This is a genomic window from Methylobacterium sp. PvP105, from assembly GCF_017876975.1.
Classification (GTDB): domain Bacteria; phylum Pseudomonadota; class Alphaproteobacteria; order Rhizobiales; family Beijerinckiaceae; genus Methylobacterium; species Methylobacterium radiotolerans.
On record NZ_JAGIPA010000001.1, the window covers coordinates 2,151,688 to 2,173,693 of the forward strand.

The following is a 22,006-nucleotide window of genomic DNA, read 5'->3' on the forward strand; positions in this document are numbered from 1 at the left end:
ATCAATCCGTCGAGCCGAGCAGGCTGCGCAGCAGGATCGCCTTGAGCCCGAAGCTGCCCTGCGTCGCCACGCTCTCTCCGGCCGCGACGCCGCTCTGCACCTCGACCCAGTCGGAGCGCTGGATCCCGAGTTTGAGGGCGCGCCGCTCGAACCGGTCCTCGGCCACGCGCACGAAGGCGATCGGCCCCTGCTCGGTCTGCTGCACCGCGGCCGCCGGGACGGTGATCCCGTCGCGGCCGAGATCCGCCGCGATCGTCACGGAGACGAACATGTTGGCGCGCAGCAGATCGCCGGGGTTGTCGAGCTCGATCCGGGCGGGCGCCGTGCTGGTGCTCGGATCCAGGGCGGCGTTCACCGAGCGGATGCGGCCGTCGAGGGGAGCCTGGCCCGGGATCGGACTCTCCACGGAGGCGGTGTCGCCGGCCTTCACCCGCCCGAGATCGGGTCCGTAGAGATTGGCCAGGACGAGGATGCGGGTCGGGTCGGCGACCGTGACGGCGTCGCGGGTGGTGTCGACGACCTCGCCCAGGGTCACGCCGACGCTGGTCACGACGCCCTGTATCGGGGTCACGACGGCGCTGGTGCCCGGGGCTGCCCCCTCGGTCGGGGCGAGGCGCTGGTACTGCGCCCGGTACATCTCGGCGTTGGCCTGGGCCGATTTCACCGCCGCCTGGGCCTTGGCGAGGTCGACCTGCCGCCGCTCCACCTCGGCCTGCGCGACGCCGCCGAACTTGAGCTGCTCCTGCCCGCGCTTGAGCTGCAGCGCGGCTACCGCCTCGGAGGCCTGCGCCTCGCCGAGGGAGGCCTGCGCGGCGAGAAAGCCGTTGCGCGCGTCGAGGAGGCCGGCGGCGTCGAGGGTCGCGAGAGTCTCGCCCGCCTGGACCCGGTCGCCGGGCTGGACCGCGAGGCTCAGCACCCGTCCTTGCGTGCGCGGCTTGAGATGGGTCACCCGCCGCTCGTCGAAGGCGACGGTGCCGGGGACGCGCAAAGGCAGCACGATCCGGCGGGTCTCGGCCGTCCCGAAGGCGAGGCCGATCCGTTTCTGTCCCGCCGCGTCCAGGGTGACGCGGTCGGGATCTGCCGGCGCGGCGTCGGCCGCGCCGGTCACGGGCGGCGCCGCGGGTGCCACGCCGAGCCGCTCGCGGAGCGCGTCCCGATAGACCCAGCCCGCCGCCGCGAGGACGACGAGGACGAGGGCCAGCCAGACCCGCGCGCCGCCGCGGCGGCCGACGTCGCGGGCCTCCGCGGCGCCGGCCGCGTCCGGCTCCCGCCTGGACGCTGCGCCCGCGTCGGCGCGCCCGGCGTCGCGGCAGTCGACGTCACGGTCGCCGGCATCCGTCTCGGTGGTCAGCGCCATGGGCACGACCGCCGGGATTTCCTGCCGCCGGCGGCTCCCCCGGGCCGCCGCGCGCGCGCACTCGTGCCGCGCCCGCTCACGCGTCGAGGCCCGGCCGGAGCACGTCCTCGGTCACGAAGCGGCCGGTCTCGACCTCGCGGACCACGACCTCGTAGCCCGCGCCGCGCATCTCCTTGAGCCGGTCGAGGGTGACGTAGGTCCCGGTCTCGACATCGTAGAGGCGGCTTCCGGCGTAGCGGTTGATCAGGCGCCGGGGGCGCCGCTTCCTAGGCATGCGCCGCCATCCGCGCGAGGGGCATGCGGCCGCGAGGCGGGCAGGGGCGGCGGGACCGGGTCGGCATCGGGGGTATCCGGCAGGCGCGCCGTCCGGCGGCCGAGGGGGGCGCCGGTACGGGATAGAGTCATTCCAATAAAGGGGGCCAAGCCGATGCGGTGCCATTAAATTCGGGTTCATGGTGGCCCGCCCGGGGCGATTTGCGCGGCGAAGTCCGGCACAAGGGAAGCGCGTCGGTGACCCGCGTCGGGGCATCGGGGCGGGGCATCGGGGCGAAGCACGCACCGAAGCGGGGGCCGCGCGTGGCGAAGCTGCTGCTGATCGAGGACGATTCGGAGACGGCCGCGGACGTGCGCGACGACCTGCGCGGGCGCGGCCACGACGTCGTCTGGGCCGCGACCGGACCGGACGGGGCCCGGGCGGCCCGGGACGGCGGCTGGGGCGCGATCATCCTCGACCGGATGCTGCCCGGGCAGGACGGCCTGGGCGTGCTCCAGGATCTGCGCCGCGACGGGGACCGGACCCCGGCCCTGGTCCTGAGCGCGCTGGGCGACGTCGACGAGCGGATCCGCGGCCTGCGGGCCGGCGGCGACGACTACCTCGCCAAGCCCTTCGCGCTCGGCGAACTGGCGGCGCGCATCGAGGCGCTGCTGCGGCGCCCGGTCGACAGCCGCGAGACCGTCCTGCACGTGGGCAGCCTCGCGATCGACCTGATCGCCGGCACGGGCCGGCGCGGCGCCCGCGACCTGGAGCTGCTGCCGCGCGAGCTCAAGCTCCTCGAATATCTGATGCGCCGCCCCGGCCAGATCGTGACCCGGGCGATGCTGTTCGAGGAGGTCTGGAACTACCGCTTCACGCCCAAGTCCAACCTGATCGACGTCCATGTCGGGCGCCTGCGCCGGAAGCTGGAGGCGGCCGGCGAGCCGCCCCTGATCCACAGCGTGCGCGGCACCGGGTTCACGCTGTCGCCCGATGCTTGACCTGCCCCGCCCGGCCGACCTGCTGCGCTCCACCGCGCTTCGGTGGGCGCTCGGCATCGCCCTGTGGTCGGCCCTGCTCGCCCTGGCGATGTTCGCCTTCGTCTACTGGCAGACGGCCGACTACCTGCGCGAGGAACTCGCCGAGACGCTCCGGCTGGAGGTGCGGTCGGCCGCGGCCGACCCCGCCGCCGCGGCGAACCGGGTCGACACGTGGATCGCCATGGATGTCCACGCCACCCATTACGGCGGCTTGTTCGCCCCGGACGGGACGCGCCGGGTCGGCAATCTCGGGGCGATCCCGGACCGCTTGGCGCGCGACGGCGACGCGTACCGGGTGAGCGCGACGGTCGACCTCGCCGGGCGCCGGCTCCAGGACGAGATCTGGGCGGCCGCGCTCAAGCTGCCGGACGGCAGCACCGTGGTGATCGCACACGACACCGACGAGATCGACCGGGTGCGGGCCACGACCCTGCGCGCCCTCGGCCTCGGGCTCGTCCCGACGCTGGCGCTCTCCCTGCTGGGCGGCCTGCTGCTCACGAGCCGCGCCCGCCGCCGCCTCGCCGCCACCGAGGCCGCCGTGGCCGAGGTGATGCGCGGCGATCTCGGCAAGCGCCTGCCGGTCGGACCGCGGGACGATGAGTTCGACCGGCTGACCCGGACCGTGAACCGGATGCTCGACGAGATCGAGCACCTCATGGGCGAGGTCCGCAGCGTCGGCGACGCGGTCGCCCACGACCTGCGCACGCCGCTCACCCGCCTGCGCGCCCGGCTCGAGCGCACCCGGTCCCAGGCCCGAACCGTCGCGGAATTTCACGAGGCCATCGACCAGGGGCTCGTGTGGATCGACCAGACGCTCGCCATGGTCACCGCCGTCCTGCGGATCGGCGAGATGGAGGACGGCCGGCGCCGCGGCGCGTTCGCGCGAGTCGATCTCGGCGAGGTGGCGGCCGTGGCGGTCGAGTTCCACGCGCCGCTCGCCGAGGAGAAGGACATCGACCTCGCGCTCGCGGTGCCGCCGGGGCCGCATCCCGTCCACGGCGACCGCGACCTGTGCTTCGAGGCCTTCTCGAACCTCCTCGACAATGCCCTGAAGTTCACGCCGCCCGGCGGCCGCGTCGCGGTCGGATTGCAGCGCACCGAGACCGCGATCGTCGCGACCGTCGCCGATACCGGCCCGGGGCTGCCGCCGGGGGAGCGCAGCCAGGTGTTCCGCCGCTTCTACCGCGCGGAGGCGGCGCGCCGGACCGCCGGCCACGGCCTCGGCCTGAGCCTCGTGGCGGCGATCGCCGACCTCCACGGGGCCCCCGTGACCATCGCCGAGGCGGCGGGCGGCGGCTGTCTGGTCACGCTGCGCTTCCCGCCGGCCGGCGCCGATCCCGCGGGGGCGGCGGCGCGATGACCGCGGCGCGGATTGCCGCCGTCCACCGCGATTCGCACCCATCGGCCTCGGCCGGAAAACCGCGAAAGCCGCGGTTAAGGCTCTCCATGCCAGAGCGCGGCGACGAAGCGCAGTCCGCGGAGGGCCGATGAACGTCTGGCGACGCGTCGCCCCGTGGTTCCGCTCGGCGCGCACCTGGATCGCCCTCGGCATCCTGGCCCCGCTGGGCATGGTCGTGACGTCCGGCCTGATGCTGGCCGACCTGCGGCGCGACGCCTGGGCCAGCGCGGACCAGACATCCTGGAACCTCCTGCAGGTTCTCGAACGCGACATCGCGCGCAACATCGAGATGTACGATCTCTCGATCCGCGCTGCCGTCGACAACCTGAAGGTGCCGGGCCTGACCGAGGCCGATCCGCGCCTGCGTCAGCTCATCCTGTTCGATCGCGCCGCGACCGCCCGCGACATGGGCGTGATGCTGATCCTGGACGAGCGGGGCGACGTCGTCGCCGACATCGCGGCCGTCCCGCCCCGCAAGGGCAACTACGCGGATCGCGAGTACTTCCAGGTCCACCAAGCGAGCGCCGGGCTCGGCCTCTACGTCGGGCGCCCGATCGTGTCGCGGCTGAACGGCGAGCGGATGCTGCCGTTCAGCCGCCGCATCGACAAGCCCGACGGCAGCTTCGGCGGCGTGGTTCTCGGCACCGTGAAGCTGTCCTACTTCATGCACCTGTTCAGCGAGATCGACCTCGGGCCGGGCGGGGCCATCAACCTGTACCTGACCGACGGCACCCGCATCATGCGCTATCCCTACGTGGAGGCCGATCTCGGGGCGAACATCGCGCAGGCGCCGACCTTCAGGCGGTTCCTGCGGGACGGGCGGGGCAGCTTCGTCAGCGCCTCCGTGCGCGACGGCGTCGAGCGGAGCTACACGTTCACGCGGATCGGGACCTTGCCGCTGATCCTGAACGTCGCCCTGTCCACGAAGGACGTGGAGGCGGACTGGGCCGCGAAGGCGGCCATCATCGGCGGCATCGTGCTGGCCCTGTGCGGCCTCACGATCGCGCTGTCGCTCCTGTTCGGGCGGGAGCTGCGCCGCCGCGAGGCGCTGAGGGCCGAGATGGCCGCACTGTCGCGCACCGACGCCCTGACCGGCCTGCCGAACCGCCGCTGCTTCGAGGACGCCCTCCGGCGAAACCTGGACGCGGCCCGGCGCGACGGTCAGCCCCTGTCGCTGCTCATCGTCGACGCGGACCATTTCAAGCGCTTCAACGACCGCTACGGTCACCCGGTGGGCGACGCGATCCTGCAGGGCTTGGCGCGCTGCCTCGCGGCGAGCGTGCACCGCCCCCAGGATCTCGTCAGCCGCATCGGCGGCGAGGAGTTCACCCTGCTCCTGCCCGAGACGGACGAGGCCGGCGCCCTGCGGGTCGCCGACACGGTCCATGCCGAGGTGGCGAAGCTGACCGTCGAGTCGGCCGGACTCGGGGCGGGGACCGTGACGGTCAGCATCGGGCTCGCCTCCGTGCGACCGGGCAGCGACCGGAGCGCGCCCCTGCCGGACCCGTACCGGCTGGCGGACGGCGCCCTGTACGAGGCCAAGAACGGCGGCCGCAACCAGACCCGCAGCGTCGCGCCGCCCCCTCGGGGAACCCTTCAACTGGTGCGGACGTCCTGACCCGCGCGCCGGCGCGCTTTCGCGGAGCGCTTTGACGGAATCGACACGAACTTCGTGGTCTCCTGGGCGGGATGGCGGCCGGCCCGGAGAGGGCCCGACGTCGTCGCGTCGGGACGAGGCGGGCGGGTGGCGACCCTCCGTGCCGCGGACCGGCGGAGCGCGCGCGGATCCGGTGGGGTCCGGCCCGCAACCATAGGGTAACGAGGATGGACGACAGACGCGCCGCGCCCCGCAGACGGACCCTGCTCGAGGGCCATATCGAACTCGCCGGAGGCGGCGTGATCGACTGCACGATCCGCAACATGTCGGACGGGGGCGCCCGCCTCAGGGTCGTCAGCGTGATCGGCGTGCCCGACGCGTTCGTGCTGGCCTACGGGGCCGACGGCCAGCGGCGGCCGGCGCGCGTCACGTGGCGCCAGGAGACCGAGCTCGGGGTCGCGTTCGGCGACGCCTAACGGGCGGCGGCCGAGGCTTCCACGCCCACCCGTGTTGAGGGGCGGATCGGATGGGCGTGGAAGGCCAGCGTCCGGCTGGTGACCCACCGATGCGGCGACAGGGTTAACGCTTCATTACCGGGCCGCGGGGTCCGCGCGCCGCGCCTGGAGCGTCTCGGCGATCACCACGCCGGTCCGCAGGACGTGGCGATGGGCGACGGATCCGGCCGCGGCGGCGTCCCGCGCGGCGAGGGCCTCGAACAGGTCCCGGTGCTCGCGCGCCGATTCCTCCCAGCGGCTGCCGCTGGAGAGCGCGCGCAGGCGGGCCCACTGGGCCCGGGCCTGGAGCGGCGCGTGGGCCTCCGCCAGCGGGCGGTTCCGGGCGGCCGTGACGATCGTCCGGTGGATCTCCTGGTTCAGGGCGAAATAGGCGTCGAGCACTTGGTCCCGGTGCATCCGGTCGAGCTGCGCCTGCTTGCCGCGCAGCTGGTCCATCAGGTCCTCGGAGATTCGCGGCGCCGCGAGTTCGGCGGTCAGCCGCTCGATCCCGGCGAGCGCCTCGAACAGTTCGAGGATCTCCTCCGGCGTCCAGTCCGGGACGCGCGCGCTGCGGTTCTGGTGCAGCTCGACCAGCCCCTCCGCCGCCAGGAGCTTGAGGGCCTCCCGCAGCGGGGTCCGGGAGATCCCGAGCGCCGCGGAGAGGTCCGTCTCCACCAGGGTCGCGCCGGCCGGCAGCGCGCCGCGCACTATCATGTCCTTGAGCCGGGCCGCCGCCTGCGCGTGCAGCGCGGCCCGCGGCACCTGCGCGGCCGGGACGACCAGGGCCTTGCGGGGCCGGCCCCGGCGGCGTGCCACCACGTCCATCGATCCTCCCGTTCCACCGCGCCAGCCTAGCGCGTCCGGCCACCCGATCGGTGATCCATTTTTTAGCCTGTTGCGGTGTCATATCATGCAGTTGCGCAAATTGCATGCAACATGCAGAAAATACCTTGCCGCCCGTCCGGGCCTGTCGGATGCTCGGTGCATCGGGGATGGATGCGATGGAACGACCGAACCGCACGACGCGTCTGGGCATGCTGACGCCCTCGTCGAACAGCGTCCTCGAGCCGGCCACCGCCCATCTGCTGGCCGGGCTCGCGGGCGTGAGCGCCCATTTCGCCCGCTTCCGCGTGACGGAGATCGGCCTGTCGCCGGCGGCCCTGGACCAGTTCGACCCCGAGCCGATCCTGGCGGCGGCCGACCTGCTCGCCGATGCCCGGGTCGCCGCGATCCTGTGGAACGGCACCTCCGGCGCGTGGCTCGGCTTCGACGCGGACGAGCGCCTGAGCGCCGCGATCACCGACCGGACCGGATGCCCGGCCTCCACCGCCGCGCTCGCCTTCCGCGACCTGTTCCGCGCCCGGGGCTTCCGGCGGATCGGCCTCGTCACGCCCTATACCGGCGACGTGCAGCGCCGGATCCAGGCCAACTGGGGCGCGGCCGGTCTCGACTGCGGCGCCGAGCGCCATCTCGGCCTGTCGGAGAACTTCGCCTTCGCGGAAGCCGGTCCGGAGGCCATCGCCGGCATGGTCCGCGCGGTGGCGTCCGAGGGCGTCGACGCGGTGGCGATCGTGTGCACGAACCTCGCGGGCGCCGCGCTCGCCCCGGCCCTGGAGGCCGAACTCGGCGTGCCGGTGGTCGATTCGGTGGCCGTGACCCTGTGGAAGGGCCTGGACCTCGCCGGCTGCCCGACCGCGCACCTCGCCGCGCACGGCCGCGCCTTCGCGGCGGGCGGGGAGGGCCGTCCGTGAGCGCCGGGACCACCCTGATCCTCGACGGGATCACGCAGCGCTACGGCTCGGCCCTCGCCGTCGACACCGTGACCCTCGACATCAGGGGCGGGGAACTCGTCGCCCTGCTCGGGCCCTCGGGCTGCGGCAAGACCACCCTGCTGCGGGCGGTGGCGGGCTTCCTGAAGCCCACGGAGGGGCGCGTCATCATCGGCGGTCAGGCGGTCGACCACCTGCCGCCGAACCGGCGCACCGTCGGCATCGTGTTCCAGAACTACGCCCTGTTCCCCCACATGAGCGTCGCCGACAACGTCGCCTACGGCCTCGCGGCGCGGGGCGTCGGTCGGGCCGAGCAGAGGGCGCGGGTCGCCGAGATGCTGGCGCTGGTGCGGCTGGAGCACCTCGCCGGGCGCTACCCGCGGGAGATGTCGGGCGGCCAGCAGCAGCGGGTTGCGCTGGCCCGGGCGCTCGCCGTGCGCCCGTCGATCCTGCTCCTCGACGAGCCCTTCGCGGCCCTCGACAAGAACCTGCGCCTCGACATGCAGATCGAGATCAAGCGCATCCAGCGCAGCGCCGGCACCACCACGCTGATCGTCACGCACGACCAGGAAGAGGCCCTGTCGATGGCCGACCGGGTCGCCGTGCTCAACGCCGGCCGGCTGGAGCAGTTCGCCGCCCCGACCGACGTCTACGACCGCCCCGAGACGCTGTTCGTCAACACCTTCGTGGGCACGGCCAACGTCCTGCACGGCCGGCTCGCGACGGAGCCAGGCGGCGCCCGCGTGGTGGCCCTGGAGGCGGGCGGCCTGCTCCCCGCCGCCACGTCCCTGCCGGACGGGACCCGGGTCGCCGCCTGCCTGCGACCCGAGCACGTCGCCTTCGCGGAAGAGAGAGCGGGGTCCGGGGACGGGGAGGGGCTCGACGGCGCGGTCGAGGTCGGCCTGCCGCTCGGCGCCACCCTGGTCCACGAGATCCGCCTCGACGGCGGCGCCCGCCTGAAGACCGCCGAGCCGCGCGCGGCGGGCGCCCGGCCCCGGCCGCCCGGCACCCGCGTGCGCCTGCGCCCGACCGCCCCCGAGCGGGTCAGCGTCTTCCCCGATCCCCGCCACTGAGGCCGCGCCCGCCGCAGCCGCGCCAGTCGACACCGAGCCAGAGAGCCGACCATGACCCTGCACCGCCGCAGCCTCCTCGCCGGCGCCCTGACTCTCGGCGCCGCCCAGGCCTTCCCGGGCCTGTCCCGCGCGCAGGCGCGCAAGCTCGTCTTCGCGACCTTCACGGGGAGCTGGGAGGAGGCGCACCGGGCCGTGCTGGTGCCGGCCTTCCGCAAGAGCTCGGGCGGCGACGTCATCCTCGATCCGATGCTCTCGGTCGACCAGATCGCCAAGGTCCAGGCCGCCCGCGCCAACCCGCCGATCGACGTGATGCTGCACGATCCGGGCCCCGCCCTCACGGCCATCGCCCAGGACCTCGTCGAGCCCTACCCAACGGCCCAGTCCGCCCATTACGGCGACCTGATCGCCGACGCGCAGGAGCCGATGGGCCCGGCGCCGTTCTTCCAGATCGTCGGCCTGACCTACAATCCCGAGAAGGTGAAGACGCCGCCGACCTCCTGGGCCGACCTGTGGAAGCCCGAGTACAGGGGCCGGGTCGGCATCACCAACCTGAACTCGACGCTCGGCACCGGCTTCCTCGTGGAGATCGCCCGGATGCACGGCGGCTCGGAGACCGACGTCGAGCCGGGCTTCAAGGCGCTGGAGGCGCTCAAGCCGAACCTCGCCGCCGTCGCGGCCAACCCGGGCGCCCTGGCGGCCCTCTACCAGCAGGAGCAGGTCGACATCGGGCCGGGCAACTTCAATGCGATCCAGATCCTGAAGGCCCGGGGCGTGCCGGTGGAGTTCGCCGCGCCCAAGGAAGGCATCATCGCCTTCAAGACGACGATCCACATCGTCAAGAACACCCCGGTGAAGGAGCTGGCCTTCAAGCTGATCGAGGCCGCCCTGTCGCCGGAGGTGCAGGCCAAGCTGATGCAGAGCCCCTACCTGATCGTGCCGACCAACCGGAAGGTCGCGATGGAGGGCGAGGTCGCCAAGGTCCTGGCGAAGGACGCCGAGGAGCTGAAGCGCAAGTCGGTGTTCCAGGACTGGGCCGCGATCAACCGCGGCCGGCCGGCCTGGATCGAGCGCTTCAACCGCGAGATCCGGGTGTGACGGCCGGGCCGGCCATCGCGGCGGCGGGCCCGGTCGCCGCGCCCCTCCGCCCGGGCCGCGCCTGGACGGCGGCCTACGACATCCGCCTCGCGCTGCCGCTCGGGGCGTTCTTCCTCGTCTTCTTCCTGGCGCCGCTGGCGCTGCTGCTGCTCGTGAGCTTCTACGCCGATCCGGCCATGACCCGGTTCGGCCTCGACCAGTACGCCCGGTTCCTGCTCGACCCGTTCTCCCTGCGGGTGCTCGGCGCGACCCTGTGGCTCGGCGCCGAGGTCACGGCGCTGACCCTCCTGCTCGGCCTGCCGCTGGCGCTGCTCCTGACCTGGGCGCCCGGCCGGCTGCGCGGCCTGCTGACCCTGATCGTGCTGCTGCCGCTGCTCACGAGCGTGGTGGTGCGGACCTTCGCGTGGATCGTGATCCTGGGGCGCCAGGGCATCGTCAACGCCGCGCTCCTCGGCCTCGGCCTCACCGACGCGCCGCTGAAGCTGCTCTACACCGAGGGCGGCCTCGTCCTGGCGCTGGCGCAGGTGCAGCTGCCGCTGATGGTCCTGCCCCTGGTCACCGCCCTGTCGCGGATCGACCCCAACCTCGCCGACGCCTCGGCGGCGCTCGGGGCGGGGGCGTGGCGCACCTTCGTGCGGGTGACCCTGCCGCTCTGCCTGCCCGGCATCGTGGCGGGCTGCCTGCTGACCTTCGCGGCGGCGATCACCGCCTTCATCACCCAGTCGCTGATCGGCGGCGGGCAGATGCTGTTCATGCCCATGTACCTGTACCAGCAGGCCTCATCGCTCAACAACTGGCCGTTCGCGGCGGCGATCGCGATCGTCTTCCTCGTGGCGGTGCTCGCCTGCGTCACGCTCCTCAACCTCGCGGGCCGCCTGTCGCGCGGCTACGCGCAGGCCTGAGGTCACCTGGAGGTCACCGGGAGGTCACCATGCGGACGAGCCTGCGGCGCGATCTCGACTGGTTCAGCTTCCACGGCGCCGTGCTGCTGCTCGCCGGGCTCTGCCTCGTCCTGCTGGCGGCGCCGACCGTGATCGTCGTGGTGGTGTCGTTCACCAGCGGCTTCTCCCTGCGCTTCCCGCCGCCCGGCTACGCCCTGCGCTGGTACGCGGCGCTCGCGGAGGCCGAGCAGCTGCAGGCCGCCGCCTGGAACAGCCTCGTGGTGGCGGGCTGGACGACCCTGCTGTCGGTGGTTCTGGGCACCGCCGCGGCGCTCGCCATCGCCCGGTCGCGGCGGCTCTCCGCGCGGCTCCTCGACAGCCTGTTCCTGTCGCCGCTGGTCCTGCCGGCCCTGGCCTTCGGGCTCGCGGCGCTGATGCTGTTCAGCCTCGCGGGGATCCCGGTCTCGCCGCTGACCCTCGTCCTCGGCCACACCGTGGTCTGCGTGCCCTACGTGGTCCGCACCACCGTGGCGGCCCTGTCGCAGATGGACCCGGTGCTCCTCGAGAGCTCGACCTCCCTCGGCGCTTCGCGCCTCTACACGTTCCGCCGGGTGACCCTGCCGCTGATCCGGCCCGGGATCCTGGCCGGGGGCTTCATCGCCTTCATGGCGAGCTTCGACAACGTCCCGGTCTCGCTGTTCCTGCGCGACGCCGCCACCGACATGCTGCCGATCCGCATGTGGCAGGACCTGGAGGGCCGCCTCGACGTCACGGTGGCGGCGGCCTCCAGCCTGCTGATCCTCGCGACCGTGGTGCTCGCCGCCGTGATGGAGCGGGCCGCCGGCCTGTCCCGCCGGATGGCCAGCTGAAAAGCCCGGAGCCCTCGCATGCGGATCCTGCTCCTCAACCCCAACACCTCGGCGGCGATGACCGCGCGCATGGCCCGGGCCGCCGCGGCGGCGCTCGCCCCCGACGCGCACATCACCGCGCTCACCGCGGCGACGGGCCTGCCCTACATCGCCAGTCGGGCCGAGGCGCAGCTCGCCGGGGCGGCGGTGCTGGAGACGCTGGCGGCGCACCATTCCGGCCACGACGCCGCGGTGATCGCGGCCTACGGCGATCCCGGGCTCGTCGCCGCGCGGGAGCTGTTCGACCTGCCGGTGGTCGGCATGGCCGAGGCCGCGATGCTGACCGCCTGCCAGCTCGGGGCGCGGTTCGCGATCGTCACCTTCGCGCCCGCCCTGCTGCCCTGGTACGAGGACGCGGTGGCCCTGGCCGGCCTGTCGGCCCGCTGCGCCGGCCTCCACGCGGTGCGCCGGCCGTTCGCGGCGGTGACCGAGGTGCAGGACGAGTTGCGGCCCGAGATCCTGGCCCTGGCCGAGCGGGCGGTCGGGGAGGGGGCCGACGTCGTGATCCTGGCCGGGGCGCCGCTCGCCGGCCTCGCCGCGACCCTGCGGGACGCGGTGCCGGTGCCGCTCGTCGACCCGCTCGCGGCCGCCCTGGGTCAGGCGCAGGCCCTGGTGCGGCTCGGGACTCGGCCGCCCCGGGCCGGCCGCTTCGCCCGGCCGCCCGCGAAGCCCGCTACGGGCCTGACCGGGCCGCTCGCCCGCTGGATCGCGCATCGCGAGGAGGAGTCATGACCCGGATCGACGCGGCGGGCCCGCTCTGGACCCTCTCGGCCGCGGCCCTGGGGCGCCGCTACGCCGCCGGGACGGCGAGCCCGGTCACGGCCGCCCGCGCCTGCCTGGAGCGGGCCGAGGCCGTGAACCCCACGCTCAACGCCCTCGTCGCCGTCGATCCCGAGGGCGCGGAGCGCGCCGCCGCCGCGAGCGCGGCGCGCTGGCGGGCGGGACGGCCGCTCGGGCCCCTCGACGGCGTGCCGCTGACCGTCAAGGACAGCCTGAACGTCGCCGGGTTCGCGACCGGCTGGGGCAGCCGGCTCTTCGCGGGGGAGGGGGCCGCGCGCGCGGTCGACCGGGACGAGACGCCGGTGGCGCGGCTGCGCGCGGCCGGGGCGGTGATCCTGGGCAAGACCAACGTCCCGGAGCTGACCGTCCAGGGCTACACCGGCAACCCGGTCCACGGGGTCACCCGGAATCCGTGGGATCCGGCGCTGACGCCCGGGGGCTCCAGCGGCGGCGCCGTCGCGGCCGTGGCCTCCGGGATCGGCCCCCTGGCGCTCGGGACCGACGCGGGCGGCTCGATCCGCCGCCCCGCTTCCCATACCGGCCTCGTCGGCCTGAAACCCACCGCCGGCCGGGTGCCGCGGGAAGGCGGGCTGCCGCCGATCATGCTCGACCTCGAGGTGGTCGGGCCGATGGCGCGCACCGTCGAGGATCTCGCGGCGGCGATGCGGGTCCTCGGGGCGGCCGACCCGGATTCCGTCGCGCCGCACGGCTTCGGCCCGTTCGGGCGCGAAGCCGTGCCGGAGCGCCCGATGCGGATCCTCCACATCCCGGCCTTCGGGACGGCCCCGGTCGATCCCGAGATCGCCGACAGCGTCGCCGAGGCGGCCGGGCGCCTCGCCGGCCTCGGCCACCGGGTCGAGACCGGCCGCTTCGACGCGGCGACGGCCATCACGGAGGCGTGGCCGGTCCTCGGCCAAGCGGGCATCGCGTGGCTGATGCGCGCGCATCCCGGCCGCCGCGACGACCTGGGCCCGGACATCCGCGCCCTGGCGGAGGCCGGGGCGGCCCTCTCGGCAGCCGACCTGTTCGACGTGCAGCGGATGGCGCTGGCGCTGCGCCGGGACCTCGCCGCCCTGTTCGCCGGCTACGACCTGCTGATGACGCCCGCCGCGGCGGCGCTGCCCTGGCGGGCGGAGGACACCCATCCGCCGCGCATCGCCGGGGTGCCGGTGGGCCCCCGCGGCTCGGCGACCTTCACGGGCTTCGTCAACGCTGCGGGCTGTCCGGCGATCTCGATCCCTTGCCGACCGTCGAGCGCCGGGCTGCCGATCGGGTTCCAGCTCGTGACGCCCTGGGGCGGCGACGAGACCCTGGTGGCGATGGCGGCGGCCTACGAGGCGGCCCATCCCTGGCGGATGGTCTGGGAGGGCAAGGCCCCGTGACCGGCCTGTCCCTCCACGCCGTCGACGCCGCCACGGGCCGGCCGGCCGAGGGGATGCGCGTGCGCGTCCTGACGGCCGGAGGACGGCGGCGGGTGATCGCCGAGGGCCGCCTCGGGGCGGACGGGACCCTCGACCATCCGGTCGTGCGGACGCGGCTCGAGGCCGGGCTCTACGAGGTCGTGTTCGTCATCGGGGACTTCGTCGGGGCCGCGGGGGAGGGGTTCCTGGAGGAGGCCGCGATCCGCTTCCGGCTCGACGACCCCGACCGCCACTGCCACCTGCCGCTGAAGTTCACCGCCTTCGGCGTGGCGCTGTTCCGCGGCTGCTGAGCCGCGGGCCGCCCTTGGGACCGGCCCGCGCTGCGACGGCGCGGCCCGGCCGCCGCCCTCCCCCGTGCGGTGACCGGAGCCTCCGGAGGGCCTAGACTCGGCCCCGTCGCGGCACGCGCAGGAGGAAGCCGATGCGGGTTCAGGCGATGACGATCCCGGCCGCGGCCGGCCGCGCGCATCGCGGCGCCCCGCCGGCGCGCCTGCTGCTGGCCGCGCTGACGATCCTCGCGCTTCCGCTGGCCTTCCTCGCGGCCGGGCGGGTCCCCGCGGCGCCCGTCGACCCCGACCTCGCGCGGGTGATCCGGTTCATGGCGCTGCTCAAGGGCGGCTTCGCCCTGGCGGCTTTGGCCGGCTGCTTCTGGCGTCTCGGCCGGCCCGCCGGATGGCGCAGCCTCGTCTACGTGGCCGGACCGCCGCTGATGGCGCTCGGGGCGGCCGGCCTGTGGTCCCTGCGCGATCCCGGGCCGGCGGCGCTCGGCCTGCATTTCGGCTTGTTCTCGGTCCTCGCGGCGGCGCTGACCGACCGCGAAGCCCTGCCCGACCGGCGCCGCGCGGCGCGCCGTCAGATCGTCTCGTAGGCGAACAGGACCGCGATCAGCGTCAGGCCGATCAGCCCGATGACGAAGCAGATGTCGGCGCAGCGCTCCAGGCTGACCGGGAGGTCGCCGCCGTCGCCCAGGCGGATCGACAGGTACGACGCGATCGCGCTGACCAGGAACAGGATCGCTGTCAGGGCGGCGGCCTCGTCAACGTGGCTCGGCCCGATCCAGCCCTCGGCGATCTTCACGAGGCCGATCAGCGTGGTGCAGACGCCGACCATCGTGCCGGCACTGGGGAGGATGTGGCGCGACAGGCTATCCTCGCCGGATCCGGTGGCCTTCCGCCTTTCGGCCATGCGCTCCTCGTACAGCTCCGCGCCGGCCGATGGCCCCCTTATACCGCGCCCGTGGAGGTTCGTCATGAAGCGCCCGCTCACCACCAGCTTCTCCGCGCCGCCGCCGGAGCAGGCCCGCCCGCCCGAATCGGCGCCCGCGGCGTCCTGGCGCGACGTCGCCCCGCTCGCGGCCGCCCTGATCGCCACCCTGGAAGCGATCGAGGCCGGGCCGAAGGCGGGACCGGCGATGCGGGCGCACCGCTCCGCGATGCGCCGCCAGGGCGAGGCGGCCGCGGCGCTCGGCGGGTCCGAGGCGCTGGAGGCGGTCCTCCACCAAGTCGCGGACGCCGACGCGGCGCGGGCCGAGCGGCGCCTCGCGCTCGTCCGCGAGGCCTGGACCGGGCTGCCCGGGGCGGGGGCGTGAGGGTTCGTCCCCCGAAGGAGCGCGGCGCCGGCCGATGGAGGATCACGCCCCGGGTCGGCGGAATCCATGCGCCCTGATCGACACAGGTCTTCGATTCTGGCAGGTCTGCCCAGCGTCACGCCGTTCCCGGTCTGATCCGTCCGAACCGCGCGGCGCGCAGCCGAGCCGCCCGGCCCCGGCGCCTCGGTCGACCCAGTCAGAGAGCCGTTCGATGCCGCTGCCGCTCGTTTCCCTGATCGTGCCGACCTTGAACCGTCTCGAGTTGCTGGCGCAGACCCTGAGCTCCGTCTCGGCGCAGGATTATGGCAACCTGGAGCTGATCATCAGCGACAACGCCAGCACCGATGCCACGGGCGCTTTCCTGGCGCAGCTCCGGAACGACCGGCTCACGGTCCTCACCCGGTCGTTCACGCTGCCCATGGAGGCGAACGTCACCGACGCGGTCCAGCACGCGCGCGGCAAGTACATGCTGCTGCTGAGCGACGACGATCTCATCTCGAACACCTACGTCTCGACGATGGTGGCGGCGTTCGAGGCCGACGACGCGATTCAGGTCGGGCTGGGGCGCCGGGTCCTGATCGACGGCGCGAGCCAGATCCTGCATCAGGCGGAGCCGCTCTCCGCGGGCGCCCAGATCGAGGCCGCGGAGCCGTGGCTGACGCGGTACTTCGCCAGTCCGACGGCCCACACCCAGATCAACACCGTCTTCTCGACCTTCTACAGGCGCTCCGCTTGGCTGGATGCCGGCGGGCAGCCGACGCTGTCGGGCTCCTACTTCTCCGACACGATCCCGTTCGTCGGCGTTCTCAACCGCGCGTCGAAGGTGTTCTACGCGCCCGAGGCGGTCTTCCTGTATCGGTTGCACCAGAATCAGGAGAGTCATCAGGCGACCGCGGCGGCGAAGCAGGCCTATGCGGGCATGTTCCAGTTCTTCGAGCAGCTGAAGCCGAAGCTCGGCGATCTTGCCCATTCGGACGCGCTCAAATCCGCGCTCATCCGGTATGTCCTGATGATGTTCTTCAACGCGTGCGGTCCGTTCGCGACGGAGCAGAAGATCAGCGCGCCCGACCTGTACGGGTTCTTCTGGGACGCGCTGAGCCGTCCCTCACCCCCGGAGGCCGGCGCGGCGGGGCCGCCGGATCTGGCCCGGATGCGGCCGGCGGATCCGGCCGTCGCGTGAGCCCCGATCGATGCCCAACCGGTCCGGACCGTTGAGATGACCCTCGCGCGCTATCGCGGCACCCGTGTCCTCGTCACGGGTCACACGGGCTTCAAGGGCGCCTGGCTCGTCGCCTGGCTGCTCGACCAGGGCGCCGAGGTGATGGGCCTCGCCCTTGGCCCCCCCACCGACAGGCCGAGCCTGTTCCGCGATCTCGCGCTCGCCGACCGGATGCGGTCCGCCGTCGTGGATATCCGCGACGCCGAGGCGGTGCGCGAGGCCGTCGCGGCGTTCCGTCCGGAAATCGTCTTCCACCTCGCGGCCCAGGCGCTGGTCCGGCGCTCCTACGCCGACCCGCTCGAGACCTTCGCGGTCAACGTCATGGGCACCGCCCATGTGCTGGAGGCGGCGCGCCACACCGACTCGGTCCGCGCGGTCGTCTGCGTCACGTCGGACAAGTGCTACGAGAACCGCGAATGGGTCTGGGGCTACCGCGAATCCGACCCGCTGGGCGGCAAGGATCCCTACAGCGCCAGCAAGGCCGCCGCGGAGATCGTGGCCGGCAGCTACCGGCAGGCCCTGATGCCGGGATCGCGCCTGCGCCTCGCCACCGCCCGCGGCGGCAACGTGATCGGCGGCGGCGACTGGTCCGAGGATCGGCTCGTGCCCGACCTCGTCCGCGCCATCCGGAGCCGCGCGCCGCTCGTGTTGCGGAACCCGGACGCGGTCAGGCCCTGGCAGCACGTGCTCGAACTGCTGCACGGCTACCTGCTGCTCGGCGCGCGACTCCTCGCCGCCGACGACGCGGCGGTCGGCGCCTGGAATTTCGGCCCGGCCCGCGCCAGCGAGGTCGCGGTGCGGCGGCTGGTCGAGCAGGCGCTGGCCGCCTGGGGCGGCGACCCCATCCCGGTCCAGATCGAGGCCTCGGCCCTGCGCGAGGCCGGGATCCTGAAGCTCGACGCGGCCAAGGCGGAGGCGGAGCTGGGCTGGCGCCCCCGGCTCGGCTTCGCCCGCACGGTGCGCCTGACCATGGAGTGGTACCGCGACTACAGCGCGCGTCCCACCGACGCCCGGGCGCTCGTCGAGGCCCAGATCGCGGAATACGCCCGGATCGCGGCCGCTTCCGGCCACGCAGACGAGGACAGCGCCTGATCATGCACGCACGTCGCCCCTCCCTCCGCTCACGCCCCGCGGGCCGGGGAGACGGCCGGTGAAGGCCGTGATCCTGGCGGGCGGCCTCGGCACGCGCCTGTCCGAGGAGACCGCCACGCGGCCGAAGCCGATGGTCGAGATCGGCGGCCGGCCGATCCTGTGGCACATCATGAAGGGCTACAGCCACCACGGCATCAACGACTTCGTGATCTGCCTCGGATACAAGGGGTACATCATCAAGGAATACTTCGCGAACTACTTCCTACACATGAGCGATGTGACCATGCACATCGCCGAGAACCGGATGGAGATCCACCGGAAGACCGCCGAGCCCTGGACCGTGACGCTGGTCGATACGGGCGACCAGAGCATGACGGGCGGCCGCCTGAAGCGCGTCCGGCATCACCTGGAGGGCGAGGAGATGTTCGCGCTCACCTACGGCGACGGCGTCAGCGACGTCGATGTCACCGCGCAGATCGCCTTCCACCGCGCCCACGGCAAGCGCGCCACCGTGACGGCGGTGCGGCCCGACAAGCGCTTCGGCTACCTCGCCCTCGACGGCGACCGGGTCACGGCCTTCGAGGAGAAGCCCGACAACGAGGGCGGCTGGATCAACGGCGGCTTCTTCCTCCTCGCGCCGTCGGTGATCGACACGGTGACGGGCGACGAGACGGTCTGGGAGCGGGAGCCCCTGGAGCGCCTGGCCCGGGAAGGCGACCTGCAGGCCTTCATCCACGACGGCTTCTGGCAGGCGATGGACACGCTCCGGGACAAGACCAACCTCGAGGCGCTCTGGGCGTCGGGACGGGCACCGTGGAAGACGTGGTAGCGCCGCCGCCCTTCGGCCGCCTGCTCATCACCGGCGCGACCGGCTTCGTCGGCGGACGCCTGACGCGGGGCTTCGCCGAGGCCGGCATCGCCGTCGGCGCCCTGGTGCGGGCGGGCTCGGCCACCGCGTTCCTCGACCCGCGCGCGACGATCCTGCGCCACGACGGCGCGACGGACACGCTGCACGCCGCGATGCGCGCCTTCGCGCCCGAGGCGGTGATCCACGCCGCCACCCACTTCGTCGGCGTGCACGGGCCGGACCATGTCGCACCGCTGATCCAGGCCAACCTGCTGTTCGGCACGCAGCTCCTCGACGCGATGGCGCGCTGCGGGGTCCGGCACATGGTCAATTTCGGCACGAGCTGGCAGCATTTCGCGGACGATCGCTACAATCCGGCGAGCCTCTACGCGGCCACCAAGCAGGCCTTCGAGGACATAGCGGCCTACTACGCCGAGGCGGAGGGCTTCACGGTCCTGACCTTGAAGCTGACGGACACCTACGGACCGGCGGATCGCCGCGGCAAGCTCGTCTCGGCCCTGCTCCAAGCCCAGCGGGAGGGACGACGGCTCGACCTGTCCCCGGGCGAGCAGACCCTCAACCTGCTCCACGTCGACGACGTCCTCTCGGGCAGCCGCGCCGCTCTGGACTGGATCCGCGCGGTGCCGCCGCATACGCGGGAGGCCTTCGCCCTCCGCGGCCCCGAGACGCTGTCGCTGCGCGATCTCGTGGCGCGGATCGAGCGCCTCGGCGCGCGGCCCGTCCCGGTCGCCTGGGGCGCGCGGCCCTACAGGCCCCGGGAGGTGATGCGGCCGTGGATCGGATCGCTCCTGCCCGGCTGGTCCGCCGCCATCGGCCTGGATCGCGGCCTCACCGAGTTGATAGCGGCCCAGTGATGTTCGAGATCCGAACCAGCGATCTTCCGGGTGTACTGGCCCTCCGCGCGCCCGGCAGCCGCGATGCCCGCGGCAGCTTCCACAAGCTGATGCACGCGCCGAGCCTCGCTGCCGCTGGTCTCAGGACGGATTTCGCCGAGGTCTACTGCTCCACTTCGGCGCGGGGCGTGATCCGCGGCATGCATTTCCAGGTGCCGCCCCACCAGCACGCGAAGCTCGTCTGGTGCCTGTGCGGCGCGGTGACAGACGTCGTACTCGACCTGCGCCGGGACTCGCCCGGCTACGGCCGCGCCGTCGCCTTCGACCTCGACGAGGAGGCGCCCGCCGGCGTCTACATCCCGGAGGGCTGCGCCCACGGTTTCGCCGTGCGCTCCGGCGCGGCGACGCTGCTCTACCTCGTCACGTCGGTCCACGCCCCCGCCGCCGATGCCGGCATCCGCTGGGACAGCTTCGGTTTCGACTGGGGCATCCCGCACCCGACCCTGTCGGACCGGGATCGCCTGCATCCCGGCCTCGACGCGTTCGCCACGCCGTTCTGAGCCATGGGCCCGGTCGACGACAGGCGCTCCGACAGGGCGGCGGCCAGGGCGGCGGCCCCGATCGTGCCGGGCCTCGTCGCCGATGGCAGTCTCACACCCGGCGGATCCCGCGGTATAGCTGCCGGAGCCCCCCGACCGGACAACGGTGTTTCGCCCCCATGACCGATGCCCTGCGCACCGAGATCCTGAGCCTCGCCCGGGCGCATTTCGAGGCGCGCGGGAGGCCGGCCTTCGTGCCGGGCGAGACCTACATCCCGCCCTCCGGCAAGGTCATGGACGCGGAGGATTGCGCCCACCTCGTCGACGCCTCCCTCGACATGTGGCTGACGGCCGGGCGCTACGCCGACCGGTTCGAGCGGGAACTCGCGGCGGCGTTCGGACGGAAGCATGCGCGGCTGACCGTCTCTGGCTCGGCCGCGAACCTCCTGGCCTTCGCGGCGCTGACCTCGCCGAAGCACGGCGCGCGCCGCCTGCGGCCGGGCGACGAGGTGATCACCGTCGCGGCGGGCTTCCCGACCACCGTCGCGCCGATCGTCCAGCACGGCTGCGTGCCGGTCTTCGTCGACGTCGACGTCGAGACGCACAACGTCGATGTCGACCTGCTCGAGGCGGCCGTGACGCCGAAGACCCGCGCGGTGATGATCGCGCACTCGCTCGGCAATCCCTTCGACGTGGTCCGGGTGGCCGAGATCTGCCGCCGCCACGGCCTCTGGCTGGTCGAGGATTGCTGCGACGCGTTCGGCGCGACCATCGGCGGGCAGGGAGTCGGGACCTTCGGCGACGTCGCCACCCTGAGCTTCTATCCGGCCCACCACATCACCACCGGCGAGGGCGGCGCGGTGCTGATGGACAAGGGTCCGCTCGCCAAGATCGTCGAGTCGTTCCGGGACTGGGGGCGGGACTGCTACTGCAAGCCCGGCACCGACAACACCTGCGGCAACCGCTTCGGCTGGAAACTCGGGGACCTGCCCCGCGGCTACGATCACAAGTACACGTACTCCCACATCGGCTATAACCTGAAGGTCAGCGACATGCAGGCCGCCCTGGGGGTGAGCCAGCTGACCAAGCTCGACCATTTCGTGGCGCGCCGCCGCGCGAACTTCGTCGGCCTGGAGCAGCGCCTGCGGGAGCGCGGCCTCGACCGGCTCTTCCATCTGCCGCGGGCGACCGCGGGTTCGGAGCCGAGCTGGTTCGGCTACCTCCTCACGGTGCGGGACGGCGTCGGCATCGATCGGAACGCCCTCGTCGCGCGCCTGGAAGAGAAGCGCGTGGGAACACGGCTGCTGTTTGCCGGCAACCTGACCCGGCAGCCCGCCTTCCGGGACGTGACATACCGGGTTCACGCCGCGCTGACCCACACCGACAAGATCATGCGCGACAGCTTCTGGATCGGCGTCTGGCCCGGCCTGACGGACCCGATGCTCGACTACATGGCCGACACGCTGGCGGCGGTGACGCGGGAACTCGGCGCCGGCTGACGCCCCTCCGGCCACGGCGGCCGCGCGCGCGGGCCGCGCGCTTGAGTGGGCCGCGCGCTTGAGTGGGCCGCGCGCGCGCCCCACATGGACGGGAGCGACAGCGCGGGGCCGACCATGTACGACCTCATCCACACCCTCCGCCTCTGGCTCTGGCGCCGCCAGGTGCGGGCCCTGGCGCGGGCGTGCCGGGTGTCCGGGACCAGCGACGGGGACTGGATCGCCGCCACCGTCGCGGCCTCCGCGACGAGCTCGCGCCCGGGCGCGCCGGTCCCGTACGCGAGCGGCACCGGCCTGTAGCGGC

Annotated in this window: 25 protein-coding genes; 21 read left to right on the forward strand and 4 right to left on the reverse strand. The window is 73.5% G+C overall.

Annotation, left to right across the window (positions count from 1 at the left end):
* Position 1 precedes the first annotated feature (1 nt).
* Both J3A75_RS10260 and J3A75_RS10265 read right to left on the reverse strand, forming a co-directional pair.
* Positions 2 to 1,357, reverse strand: coding sequence for an efflux RND transporter periplasmic adaptor subunit (locus J3A75_RS10260; RefSeq protein WP_209650144.1), 1,356 nt, complete (start codon positions 1,355 to 1,357; stop codon positions 2 to 4).
* 76 nt (positions 1,358 to 1,433) lie between these two features.
* A complete protein-coding gene (locus J3A75_RS10265) occupies positions 1,434 to 1,631 on the reverse strand; it encodes a polyhydroxyalkanoate synthesis regulator DNA-binding domain-containing protein (protein ID WP_012318231.1) in 198 nt (65 codons plus the stop codon).
* A gap of 302 nt (positions 1,632 to 1,933) precedes the next feature.
* On the opposite strand from J3A75_RS10265, the gene J3A75_RS10270 reads away from it, so the two are divergent.
* From J3A75_RS10270 to J3A75_RS10285, 4 genes are all read left to right on the forward strand, one after another.
* Positions 1,934 to 2,611: a response regulator transcription factor gene (locus J3A75_RS10270; protein ID WP_024830664.1), complete on the forward strand. Its 678-nt coding sequence runs from the start codon at positions 1,934 to 1,936 to the stop codon at positions 2,609 to 2,611.
* Positions 2,604 to 4,010 (forward strand): ATP-binding protein, encoded by a 1,407-nt coding sequence (locus J3A75_RS10275; protein WP_053621777.1) that lies wholly within the window; start codon positions 2,604 to 2,606, stop codon positions 4,008 to 4,010. The genes J3A75_RS10270 and J3A75_RS10275 overlap by 8 nt, the downstream gene beginning before the upstream one ends.
* Before the next feature lie 127 nt (positions 4,011 to 4,137).
* Positions 4,138 to 5,667: a sensor domain-containing diguanylate cyclase gene (locus J3A75_RS10280; RefSeq protein WP_053621778.1), complete on the forward strand. Its 1,530-nt coding sequence runs from the start codon at positions 4,138 to 4,140 to the stop codon at positions 5,665 to 5,667.
* 206 nt (positions 5,668 to 5,873) lie between these two features.
* On the forward strand, positions 5,874 to 6,122 hold the full coding sequence (locus J3A75_RS10285) for a PilZ domain-containing protein (RefSeq protein ID WP_012318235.1): 249 nt from the start codon (positions 5,874 to 5,876) through the stop codon (positions 6,120 to 6,122).
* Positions 6,123 to 6,236: 114 nt separating this feature from the next.
* Here the strand turns inward: J3A75_RS10285 and J3A75_RS10290 are convergent, their stop codons facing one another.
* Entirely contained in the window at positions 6,237 to 6,965 is a 729-nt protein-coding gene (locus J3A75_RS10290) for a GntR family transcriptional regulator (RefSeq protein WP_053621779.1), read from the reverse strand.
* Positions 6,966 to 7,132: 167 nt separating this feature from the next.
* On the opposite strand from J3A75_RS10290, the gene J3A75_RS10295 reads away from it, so the two are divergent.
* The 9 genes from J3A75_RS10295 (at position 7,133) to J3A75_RS10335 (ending at position 14,935) form a co-directional block, all read left to right on the forward strand.
* Positions 7,133 to 7,891, forward strand: a complete 759-nt coding sequence (locus tag J3A75_RS10295) for an aspartate/glutamate racemase family protein (protein WP_083461031.1) — start codon at positions 7,133 to 7,135, stop codon at positions 7,889 to 7,891.
* Positions 7,888 to 8,982, forward strand: a complete 1,095-nt coding sequence (locus tag J3A75_RS10300; RefSeq protein ID WP_053621781.1) for an ABC transporter ATP-binding protein — start codon at positions 7,888 to 7,890, stop codon at positions 8,980 to 8,982. The genes J3A75_RS10295 and J3A75_RS10300 overlap by 4 nt, the downstream gene beginning before the upstream one ends.
* Before the next feature lie 51 nt (positions 8,983 to 9,033).
* On the forward strand, positions 9,034 to 10,077 hold the full coding sequence (locus tag J3A75_RS10305) for an ABC transporter substrate-binding protein (protein WP_012318239.1): 1,044 nt from the start codon (positions 9,034 to 9,036) through the stop codon (positions 10,075 to 10,077).
* Positions 10,074 to 10,979, forward strand: a complete 906-nt coding sequence (locus J3A75_RS10310; RefSeq protein ID WP_012318240.1) for an ABC transporter permease — start codon at positions 10,074 to 10,076, stop codon at positions 10,977 to 10,979. Before J3A75_RS10305 ends, J3A75_RS10310 begins: the two co-directional genes overlap by 4 nt.
* Positions 10,980 to 11,008: 29 nt before the next feature.
* Positions 11,009 to 11,827 carry an ABC transporter permease gene (locus J3A75_RS10315; protein ID WP_053621782.1) on the forward strand — a complete coding sequence of 273 codons (819 nt, stop codon included), beginning with the start codon at positions 11,009 to 11,011 and terminating at the stop codon, positions 11,825 to 11,827.
* Positions 11,828 to 11,845: 18 nt separating this feature from the next.
* Positions 11,846 to 12,598 carry an aspartate/glutamate racemase family protein gene (locus tag J3A75_RS10320; protein WP_012318242.1) on the forward strand — a complete coding sequence of 251 codons (753 nt, stop codon included), beginning with the start codon at positions 11,846 to 11,848 and terminating at the stop codon, positions 12,596 to 12,598.
* Positions 12,595 to 14,028, forward strand: coding sequence for an amidase (locus J3A75_RS10325; protein ID WP_209650145.1), 1,434 nt, complete (start codon positions 12,595 to 12,597; stop codon positions 14,026 to 14,028). The genes J3A75_RS10320 and J3A75_RS10325 overlap by 4 nt, the downstream gene beginning before the upstream one ends.
* Positions 14,025 to 14,357 (forward strand): hydroxyisourate hydrolase, encoded by a 333-nt coding sequence (locus J3A75_RS10330; protein ID WP_012318244.1) that lies wholly within the window; start codon positions 14,025 to 14,027, stop codon positions 14,355 to 14,357. Before J3A75_RS10325 ends, J3A75_RS10330 begins: the two co-directional genes overlap by 4 nt.
* 131 nt (positions 14,358 to 14,488) lie before the next feature.
* Positions 14,489 to 14,935, forward strand: a complete 447-nt coding sequence (locus J3A75_RS10335; protein WP_209650146.1) for a hypothetical protein — start codon at positions 14,489 to 14,491, stop codon at positions 14,933 to 14,935.
* On the opposite strand, the gene J3A75_RS10340 is transcribed toward J3A75_RS10335, so the two are convergent.
* The gene (locus J3A75_RS10340) at positions 14,920 to 15,252 is read right to left on the reverse strand and encodes a hypothetical protein (RefSeq protein ID WP_024830655.1); all 333 of its coding nucleotides are present in this window, start codon (positions 15,250 to 15,252) and stop codon (positions 14,920 to 14,922) included. The two genes, J3A75_RS10335 and J3A75_RS10340, sit on opposite strands and share 16 nt — an antisense overlap.
* A gap of 64 nt (positions 15,253 to 15,316) precedes the next feature.
* Between J3A75_RS10340 and J3A75_RS10345 the strand changes: the two genes are divergently transcribed.
* The 8 genes from J3A75_RS10345 (at position 15,317) to J3A75_RS10380 (ending at position 22,002) form a co-directional block, all read left to right on the forward strand.
* Positions 15,317 to 15,655, forward strand: coding sequence for a hypothetical protein (locus tag J3A75_RS10345; RefSeq protein ID WP_012318247.1), 339 nt, complete (start codon positions 15,317 to 15,319; stop codon positions 15,653 to 15,655).
* A 211-nt stretch (positions 15,656 to 15,866) separates the two neighbouring features.
* A complete protein-coding gene (locus J3A75_RS10350) occupies positions 15,867 to 16,835 on the forward strand; it encodes a glycosyltransferase family 2 protein (RefSeq protein WP_012318248.1) in 969 nt (322 codons plus the stop codon).
* Between the two features lie 36 nt (positions 16,836 to 16,871).
* A complete protein-coding gene (gene rfbG, locus J3A75_RS10355; protein WP_209650147.1) occupies positions 16,872 to 17,966 on the forward strand; it encodes a CDP-glucose 4,6-dehydratase in 1,095 nt (364 codons plus the stop codon).
* Between the two features lie 58 nt (positions 17,967 to 18,024).
* Positions 18,025 to 18,795, forward strand: coding sequence for a glucose-1-phosphate cytidylyltransferase (gene rfbF, locus J3A75_RS10360; protein WP_024830654.1), 771 nt, complete (start codon positions 18,025 to 18,027; stop codon positions 18,793 to 18,795).
* Positions 18,780 to 19,688, forward strand: coding sequence for an NAD-dependent epimerase/dehydratase family protein (locus J3A75_RS10365; protein WP_159392728.1), 909 nt, complete (start codon positions 18,780 to 18,782; stop codon positions 19,686 to 19,688). The genes rfbF and J3A75_RS10365 overlap by 16 nt, the downstream gene beginning before the upstream one ends.
* Entirely contained in the window at positions 19,688 to 20,227 is a 540-nt protein-coding gene (locus tag J3A75_RS10370; protein ID WP_043343568.1) for a dTDP-4-dehydrorhamnose 3,5-epimerase family protein, read from the forward strand. The genes J3A75_RS10365 and J3A75_RS10370 overlap by 1 nt, the downstream gene beginning before the upstream one ends.
* A gap of 158 nt (positions 20,228 to 20,385) precedes the next feature.
* Positions 20,386 to 21,705: a lipopolysaccharide biosynthesis protein RfbH gene (gene rfbH / locus J3A75_RS10375; RefSeq protein ID WP_029361148.1), complete on the forward strand. Its 1,320-nt coding sequence runs from the start codon at positions 20,386 to 20,388 to the stop codon at positions 21,703 to 21,705.
* Positions 21,706 to 21,789: 84 nt separating this feature from the next.
* A complete protein-coding gene (locus J3A75_RS10380; RefSeq protein ID WP_209650148.1) occupies positions 21,790 to 22,002 on the forward strand; it encodes a hypothetical protein in 213 nt (70 codons plus the stop codon).
* Positions 22,003 to 22,006: the final 4 nt, after the last annotated feature.

What these genes read in the sequence shown, in the direction of transcription:
- J3A75_RS10325 (WP_209650145.1), top strand. Translation starts at nt 12,595, where the DNA reads ATGACCCGGATCGACGCGGCGGGCCCGCTCTGGACCCTCTCGGCCGCG.
- J3A75_RS10315 (WP_053621782.1), top strand. Translation starts at nt 11,009, where the DNA reads ATGCGGACGAGCCTGCGGCGCGATCTCGACTGGTTCAGCTTCCACGGC.
- J3A75_RS10280 (WP_053621778.1), top strand. Translation starts at nt 4,138, where the DNA reads ATGAACGTCTGGCGACGCGTCGCCCCGTGGTTCCGCTCGGCGCGCACC.
- J3A75_RS10340 (WP_024830655.1), bottom strand. Translation starts at nt 15,252, where the DNA reads ATGGCCGAAAGGCGGAAGGCCACCGGATCCGGCGAGGATAGCCTGTCG.
- rfbH (WP_029361148.1), top strand. Translation starts at nt 20,386, where the DNA reads ATGACCGATGCCCTGCGCACCGAGATCCTGAGCCTCGCCCGGGCGCAT.
- J3A75_RS10335 (WP_209650146.1), top strand. Translation starts at nt 14,489, where the DNA reads ATGCGGGTTCAGGCGATGACGATCCCGGCCGCGGCCGGCCGCGCGCAT.
- J3A75_RS10305 (WP_012318239.1), top strand. Translation starts at nt 9,034, where the DNA reads ATGACCCTGCACCGCCGCAGCCTCCTCGCCGGCGCCCTGACTCTCGGC.
- J3A75_RS10370 (WP_043343568.1), top strand. Translation starts at nt 19,688, where the DNA reads ATGTTCGAGATCCGAACCAGCGATCTTCCGGGTGTACTGGCCCTCCGC.
- J3A75_RS10380 (WP_209650148.1), top strand. Translation starts at nt 21,790, where the DNA reads ATGGACGGGAGCGACAGCGCGGGGCCGACCATGTACGACCTCATCCAC.
- J3A75_RS10265 (WP_012318231.1), bottom strand. Translation starts at nt 1,631, where the DNA reads ATGCCTAGGAAGCGGCGCCCCCGGCGCCTGATCAACCGCTACGCCGGA.
- J3A75_RS10320 (WP_012318242.1), top strand. Translation starts at nt 11,846, where the DNA reads ATGCGGATCCTGCTCCTCAACCCCAACACCTCGGCGGCGATGACCGCG.
- J3A75_RS10285 (WP_012318235.1), top strand. Translation starts at nt 5,874, where the DNA reads ATGGACGACAGACGCGCCGCGCCCCGCAGACGGACCCTGCTCGAGGGC.
- J3A75_RS10295 (WP_083461031.1), top strand. Translation starts at nt 7,133, where the DNA reads ATGGATGCGATGGAACGACCGAACCGCACGACGCGTCTGGGCATGCTG.
- J3A75_RS10275 (WP_053621777.1), top strand. Translation starts at nt 2,604, where the DNA reads ATGCTTGACCTGCCCCGCCCGGCCGACCTGCTGCGCTCCACCGCGCTT.
- rfbG (WP_209650147.1), top strand. Translation starts at nt 16,872, where the DNA reads ATGACCCTCGCGCGCTATCGCGGCACCCGTGTCCTCGTCACGGGTCAC.
- J3A75_RS10350 (WP_012318248.1), top strand. Translation starts at nt 15,867, where the DNA reads ATGCCGCTGCCGCTCGTTTCCCTGATCGTGCCGACCTTGAACCGTCTC.
- J3A75_RS10345 (WP_012318247.1), top strand. Translation starts at nt 15,317, where the DNA reads ATGAAGCGCCCGCTCACCACCAGCTTCTCCGCGCCGCCGCCGGAGCAG.
- J3A75_RS10290 (WP_053621779.1), bottom strand. Translation starts at nt 6,965, where the DNA reads ATGGACGTGGTGGCACGCCGCCGGGGCCGGCCCCGCAAGGCCCTGGTC.
- J3A75_RS10260 (WP_209650144.1), bottom strand. Translation starts at nt 1,357, where the DNA reads ATGGCGCTGACCACCGAGACGGATGCCGGCGACCGTGACGTCGACTGC.